Below are 5839 nucleotides of genomic sequence, written 5' to 3'. Positions count from 1 at the left end.
GGCGGTGCTCTGGGCCCGGGCCGCCGCCCTCGGGGCGCTGCGGGGCCTGGGCCTCGGCGGACGTCTCGCCGTCGCGCGGCGCCCTGGGGTGGTCGTCGGTCTGGGCCGCTGTCGTGCGGGGGGTGAGGGTTTTCGGGGCCTCAGGCATCCGGGGTCACCCCCGCCGGGAGGAGCACCGCGTCGGCGGGGGCGAAGTGGAGGGTGACCTCGGCGCCCGGCGCCGGGGGCTCGCGCAGCTCGCGGACGTCGGCCTTGACGCGGTGGCCGCCCGGCACCTCGACGTACAGCCTGTGCGTGGCGCCCCGCCACTGGGCCTCGGCCAGGGTGCCGCGCAGCGCGTTGGGCCCCGGGCCCAGGGCGACGAGGTGGGGCCGGACGCACAGCGTGGCCGCGGCGCCCGCCGCCACCGGTGACTCCGGGACCTCCGGGACCTCCAGCTCACGGCCCGCGAAGGTGACCGTGCCCGCGCCCCCGGCGGTCACCGGGAGGAAGTTCGCGTCGCCGACGAACGACGCTGTGAACTCCGTACGGGGCCTGCGGTACAGCTCCTGCGGGGTGCCGCAGTCCTGGAGCCGGGCGCGGTCCATGACGGCGACCCGGTCCGCGAGGGTCAGCGCCTCGACCTGGTCGTGCGTGACGTACAGCATCGACATGCCGGGCAACTCGCGGTGCAGCCGCGCGAGTTCGCCGAGCATCCCGGACCTGAGCCGGGCGTCGAGCGCCGACAGCGGCTCGTCGAGCAGCAGCACATCGGGCCGGATGGCCAGCGCCCGTGCGATGGCGACGCGCTGCTGTTGGCCGCCGGACAGCTCGCGCGGGTGGCGGCGGGCGTACGCGGCCATGCCGGTCAGCTCCAGGGCCTCGGCGACCCGCCCCGGGATCTCGCGCCGCGCGACCTTCCGCGCCTTGAGTCCGAAGGCGACGTTCTCGTCCACGCGCAGGTGCGGGAAGAGGGCGTAGCTCTGTACGACCATGCCGATGCCGCGCCGGTACGGCGGCAGCCCGGTCACGTCGCGGCCGCCGATGAACACCCGCCCCGCCGCGGGCCGTACGAACCCGGCGACCGTCCGCAGCGCGGTCGTCTTGCCGGAGCCGGAGGGCCCGAGCAGCGCCATGACCTCGCCGGGTTCGACGGTCAGGTCGAGCGAGTCGAGGACGGTGGTGCGGCCGTAGGCGACGGACACGCGCGCGAAGCGTATGCCGCTCACCGCGCCGCCTCCCACTCGGCCACGGCGGCCGGGAGTTCGGCCACGGACCCGAGGACGTGCGTGGCGCCGTGCGCGGTGAGCCGCTCGCGGTCGTGGGCGCCGGTGAGGACGCCCGCGACGAGCCCGGCGCCCGCCCGTACGCCGCTGAGCATGTCGTACGCGGTGTCGCCGGCGACCGCGACGTGCCGTACGTCGTCGACGGCGCCGGTGCGCAGCAGGGCGGCGAGCACCATGTCGGGGTACGGGCGTCCGCGCCCGCCGGCGTCCGATGGGCACAGGGCCAGGTCGACCAGGTCCCGCCAGCCGAGTGCGTCCAGCAGGGCGTCCTGCGTGACGCGGGCGAACCCGGTGGTGAGGACGACGGTACGGCCCTGCTCGCGCAGCGCCCGGATGGTGTCGGCGGCGCCGGGGACGGGTGCGACGGCCCCGGCGCCGACCAGCTCTCCGTACGCCTCCTCGAAGGCGGCGGTGGCCTGCCGGGCCTTGGTCTCGTCGCCGCCGAACAGGTGGAGGAAGACGGAGATCTTGGACTCGCCCATGGTGGCGCGGACATGGCCGAGCATCGGCGCGGGGTCCTCGCCGAGGCGGCGCGCGGCGGCGGCGAAGGCGTCCTCGACGAGGCCGCCGTCGGCGACGGTGGTCCCGGCCATGTCGAGGACGACGAGATCGAGTGTCATGGCTACCAGCCCAGTTCGTTCGCGGTGGTCTCGGCGATGGCGGGCGCGCAGGTCATGCCGCGTCCGCCGGGCCCGGTGACGAGGTGGACGCCGTCGCGGACGCGCTGGCGGTGGACGACGCGGGCGGGGTCGGCGCACTGCGCGTACACGCCGGCCCAGCGGCGCCGCACGGGTGGGAGGGGCCGCCCGAGGAGGCCCTCGACGACCCTCGTCAGGTGCTCGTAGGGCTCCTCGACGGTGTCGAACGGGAAGGGGTGCTCGTACGCGTGGGTGTCCCCGATGGTCAGCCCGCCGTCGAGGCGCTGGACCATGAGGAGCTGCATGCGGTGGGCGGCGGCGACGGGCTCCTGGGGCTGTCCGGCGTCGAGGGCCGTGGCGTCGTACGCGGGGTAGTAGCGGAAGCTGTCGGCGTCCGCGACGGAGGTGGTGAGGGGTTCGCCGAGCGGCGCCGTCTGCATCATCTGGAGGCGGACGCGGCGTACGGGGACGGGCCCGGCGATCTCGCGGACGAGCCCGCCGAGCCAGGCGCCGGTGCAGAGGACGACGGAGTCGCCGCTGTGGACGTCCCCGTGGTCGTCGCGTACGCCGTGCTCGCCGACGACGTCCCGTACCTCCCGTCCGGGCAGGAACGTGTAGCGCCCGGTGGCGAGGAGGGCCTCGCGGAGGGCGAGTTGGGCGGTGCGCGGCTCGACGGCGGCGTCTTCGGCGCAGTGGAGGGCGGCCGTGAACTCCCCGCGCAGGGCGGGGTTGATGGCCCGGGCCTCGGCGGCGGTGACCAGCTTGAAGCCGCGGGTGGCGGCGTCGGGCCGGGCGGCGGCTGCTTCGGCGACGGAGGCTTCGAGGGCGGTGCGTACGGGGGTGAGGGACCCGTTGGCGCGGAATCCGAGGCCCGGGACGCGGGCGCCGACGGCCTCCCACAACGCGCGGGCGCGGAGGGCGGTGTCCAGTTCCTCGCCGGCGGCGCGGCCGCTGACCCAGATCTGCCCGAAGTTGCGGAGCGACGCGCCGCGGGCCTCGCGCTCCCGCTCGATGTGCACGACCTCGTGGCCGCGCTCCAGGGCGTGCCAGGCGTGCAGGGTGCCCAGCACCCCGGCCCCGACGATGACGACTCTCTTGGTTTTCACGCCACAGACGGTCGGGGTGGCGGGTGTCCCGGGCGGATCGGCCCGGCGACGGGTCGGTGAACGGGCCGTCAAACTTGGCCCAGACCCGTTATGTTCTCGTGACAAAGGCTCGGCGTCCGGTCAGCCGAGGGCCGGTCTACCCCAGCCTGGTGGTGAAACTGAACCGGTCGCCGCGGTAGAGAGTGCGGACGCGTTCGACGGGCCGGTGGCCGGTGTCCCGGGAGAGCCGGTGCAGGAGCAGCATGGGCAGGGCGGGCGGGGTGCCCACGAGGAGCGCCTCGCGCGGCGTGGCCAGTACGGTCTCGATGCGCTCGTCGGCGTCGCCGAAGCGGATGCCGAGGCGTTCGCGGAGGTACGCGTAGAAGGAGGAGTCCGGGTCGAAGTCGGCGTCCAGACGCGGGGCGCGGGCCACGGCGACGTACGTGCTCTCCAGGCCGACGCGCTCGTCGTCCGCGAGCAGCACCCGCTCCATGTGCCAGACGGGCTCCCCGGGCGGGACGTCCAGCTCGGCGGCGAGCGCCCCGGAGGCGGGAAGGCGGTCGAGGGCGATGAGGTGACGTCCGGGGCGGCGGCCCTGACGGCGGACGCCCTCGGTGTAGCTGGCCAGCGACAGCGGCTGCTCCAGCTTCGGCCCCGCCACGACCGTGCCCCGGCCCCGGCGGCGGAGCCGCCCTTCGAGCAGCAGCTCCCGCAGGGCCTGCCGCACGGTCTCGCGCGACACCTCGTACCGCGCGGCGAGCTCCCGCTCGGTCGGCAGGGCGTCGCCCTCCCCCAACTCACCGAGCAGCTCGGCCACCCGCGCCTTGACGGCGTAGTACTTCGGCACCCGCCCATGCTCGGGAATCCCCGCCCGCACAGGCGCCCCGGGCGCACCACTGCTGCTGTTCCACTGATCCACACACCGGATGCTCCCAGACCAGGGTGAACACCCGGTGCCACCACGGCACCCACCGATTCCGCCACGGAGCGACCACGTTCCCCGAACCACCGGTTCCGCCACGGAACGGCACGCCCGCCCGAACGCCGATTCCGCTACGGAACGGCCACCTTCCCCGGACCGCCGGTTCCGCCGCGGAGCGGCACGCCCGCCGGGACCGCCGGTTTCGCTGTGGGCATGCGTTCCTCCCCCAAGCACTTCGTGCAGGGGGGACCCCCAGGGCGGAACGGGTGGGCACAGCGGAACCGGCCGCCCGCACCGCTCCCTCCCCCAGCGCCCGCACCGCTCCCGCCGCTCAGCCACCGGCGCGCCGCGCCAGCACCACCACCGCCGCGCCCACGGCGACGCACCCGCCCGCAGCCGCACCCAGCGGCACCAGCACACCAGCACCCCGCCGCCCTGTCCCCGCCAGTTGCTCCGGCTCCGGCTCCGCCGCCTCCGACTCCCCCACCGCCCGCGCCACCACGAACCGGTAGTCCCCCGACTCCCCGACCCACTCCCCGTCATCCCCCCGCCGCTGCACCACCGCGGCGTTGGCCGTCACGGCCCCCACCCGCGCCCCGCCCGCGAACGCCAGCCGCACCGGCACGGCCACCGTCCCGCCCGCCGGCACGGTGAACCCGGCGAACGCCCGGTCGGTGTCGTCGTCCAGCACCCCGACGACCTCGTCGTGGTCCGTCGCCTCGACCCGCACCGCCCGCCCGGCCGCGCCCTCCCGGTCCGCGAACTCCATCCGCACGTCCGCGGGCGTCAGCTCCCCGCCCTGGTCGGTGAGGACGATCACGGGATGGATGTTGTGGCAGGCCCGCCCGGTGGTGTTGGTCAGCTCGACCCGCCAGCTCAGGGCCCCGCCCCCGGCGCGGTACACGTCGGGACCGCCCACGATCCGCGTACGGATCGGAAACGCGGCCGCGGACGTGTCCCCACAACTCGGCTCCCGCCCGGCGACGGCGATATCAGCGGGCACGCCCCACGCGGCACCCGCGGCACCCGCAGCACCCGCGGCGAGTACGGCGGATATGGCAAAGGCGGCAGCAGCGGTCGAGGCGAGAAGACGACGCGACATGAAGCAAGGTGTCCCCGCCCGCGAGCACATCACCTCGCGCACCCGCCGCAAACCCGCCGTACGGAACGCCGATTACCCCCGATCGGAGCAACACCCCACCGCCCCGCCTGCCCTGCCCCCGCCCGCCCTCACAGCCCGAAGAACGGAGCCAGCACGAGCTGCGCGGCCCCCTCCGCGACCAGATGCGGCGTACCGTCCGCGAGGGCGACGGGCACCGGTGCGGCCTCGCCCGTGCGGCGGGCGCGCTCGGCGAGCACGGCGCCCACACCGCGTACGAACGGCTCCGGCGCCGCGTCCACCACGCGCCCGCCCAGCAGCACGCGGTCGATGTCCAGGAGCCCGACGAGGTTCGCGGCGCCCACGCCCAGCACCCGGCCCGCCTCCGCCAGGTCACCGCGCCGGACGGCGTCCAGGCACAGGGCCTCCAGGCACCCGCGGGCCCCACACCCGCACACGGCGCCGTCGAGCCGCACGACCTGGTGCCCGAACTCGCCCGCCCCGGTGCGCGCGCCCCGCAGCAGCACGCCGCCCAGCACGAGCCCGGCGCCCAGCCCGGTACCGACATGCAGATACGCGAACGAGTCCTCGGTCCCGCGGCCAGCGCCGCCCCGCACGGCGAAGCCGAGCGCCGCCGCGTTGGTGTCCTTGTCGAGGACGACGGACAGCCTCTCGGAAGGCCCTCCGGACGGCCCGCCAGAAGGCCCTCCACCCAGCCGTTCCGCGAGCGCGTCGCGCAGCGGGAACCCGTCCCACTCGGGGTAGCCGGTCACCCGGTGCGGCACGCCCGTGCGATGGTCGAGGGGCCCGGGCATGGCGACCCCGACGCC

At 75.8% G+C, this 5839-nt stretch carries 6 protein-coding genes; all 6 read right to left on the bottom strand.

The genetic code is table 11. The features are described 5' to 3' along the window. Positions 1-140: 140 nt before the first annotated feature. Positions 141-1208 (bottom strand): ABC transporter ATP-binding protein, encoded by a 1068-nt coding sequence (locus HTZ82_RS27105; protein ID WP_309235709.1) that lies wholly within the window; start codon positions 1206-1208, stop codon positions 141-143. Beyond that, positions 1205-1885 (bottom strand): phosphonatase-like hydrolase, encoded by a 681-nt coding sequence (locus HTZ82_RS27100; RefSeq protein ID WP_175412013.1) that lies wholly within the window; start codon positions 1883-1885, stop codon positions 1205-1207. Before HTZ82_RS27100 ends, HTZ82_RS27105 begins: the two co-directional genes overlap by 4 nt. A 2-nt stretch (positions 1886-1887) precedes the next feature. Continuing rightward, the gene (locus HTZ82_RS27095) at positions 1888-3009 is read right to left on the bottom strand and encodes a TIGR03364 family FAD-dependent oxidoreductase (RefSeq protein ID WP_175412012.1); all 1122 of its coding nucleotides are present in this window, start codon (positions 3007-3009) and stop codon (positions 1888-1890) included. Between the two features lie 136 nt (positions 3010-3145). Next, positions 3146-3907: a GntR family transcriptional regulator gene (locus tag HTZ82_RS27090; RefSeq protein ID WP_175412011.1), complete on the bottom strand. Its 762-nt coding sequence runs from the start codon at positions 3905-3907 to the stop codon at positions 3146-3148. 334 nt (positions 3908-4241) lie between these two features. After that, positions 4242-5012: a hypothetical protein gene (locus HTZ82_RS27085; RefSeq protein ID WP_217624629.1), complete on the bottom strand. Its 771-nt coding sequence runs from the start codon at positions 5010-5012 to the stop codon at positions 4242-4244. 128 nt (positions 5013-5140) lie between these two features. After that, on the bottom strand, positions 5141-5839 hold a 699-nt coding region (locus HTZ82_RS27080), incomplete at its 5' end, for an ROK family protein (RefSeq protein WP_175412010.1).

The organism is Streptomyces sp. TRM64462, from assembly GCF_013362995.1.
Classification (GTDB): Bacteria; Actinomycetota; Actinomycetes; order Streptomycetales; family Streptomycetaceae; genus Streptomyces.
Note: the sequence above shows the minus strand (reverse complement) of the source record. Positions and strands in the feature narration are given on the sequence as shown.